The organism is Arsukibacterium indicum (assembly GCF_019100565.1).
GTDB lineage: Bacteria > Pseudomonadota > Gammaproteobacteria > Enterobacterales > Alteromonadaceae > Alishewanella > Alishewanella indicum.
The window spans coordinates 1-660 of record NZ_JAHRID010000022.1 but is presented as its reverse complement, the minus strand read 5'-3'; the positions used below and the strand labels follow the sequence as shown (position 1 = coordinate 660).

Genomic DNA, 660 nt, shown 5'->3' with positions numbered 1-660 from the left:
GAAACAACATATCGCCGCAGCCAGAAGATACTTATTACTAGCAGAATGCATCTTTCCTCCGTGAATGCCTAACGCCCAAAGCAGGCGTGCGTTTACGCATCGCCCTGCCTTTGCTTGTTATGTGACTGATTTTAAAGCAGTACTATGTTCAATGCTGCCAGCAGTAAAACAAACGCCAACGTACAACCAAACAGTGCTAGCAACTATTTGCCAAATATCTACACCGGCGGCTGTAACAAATGTTGGAATGCCAATTAACCCTCGAACAGTACAAAGCAACGCGATGGTAATTAAAGCAGGTTTAACCAATGGAACCTTGCGAATTAAACCAACGGCTGAAAAAGCAAATACCGTACAAGCAAACATTAACCCTGCAACGATTACGGTACCGGCAGGTGCCAACAAAGTGCCTTGCTGGGCTGATTCGATAAGTTGCTTAGGCGCCCGAGCAAAAGCAAACCAGCTTGGGCCGCCCCAAATACACAGTAAATGCCAAATAGCAGCTGCCGAAGCAATAATGCCACCGCTAATTAATAGTTTTGATTTAACACTAAAACTCAATACGAGCTCCATTCTGCTTTAGCACATAGACATAATGACTCCCCAAGAGGTGCTGACCTCCGAGTTCGTGGGTTAGTTTTGCAACCAGAGCCATACTGT

Annotated in this window: 1 protein-coding gene; it reads right to left on the bottom strand. The window is 45.5% G+C overall.

What is annotated here, in order from left to right; all coding sequences use genetic code 11:
• Positions 1-117 precede the first annotated feature (117 nt).
• Positions 118-402 carry a hypothetical protein gene (locus KQY15_RS19130; RefSeq protein WP_254795863.1) on the bottom strand — a complete coding sequence of 95 codons (285 nt, stop codon included), beginning with the start codon at positions 400-402 and terminating at the stop codon, positions 118-120.
• Positions 403-660: the final 258 nt, after the last annotated feature.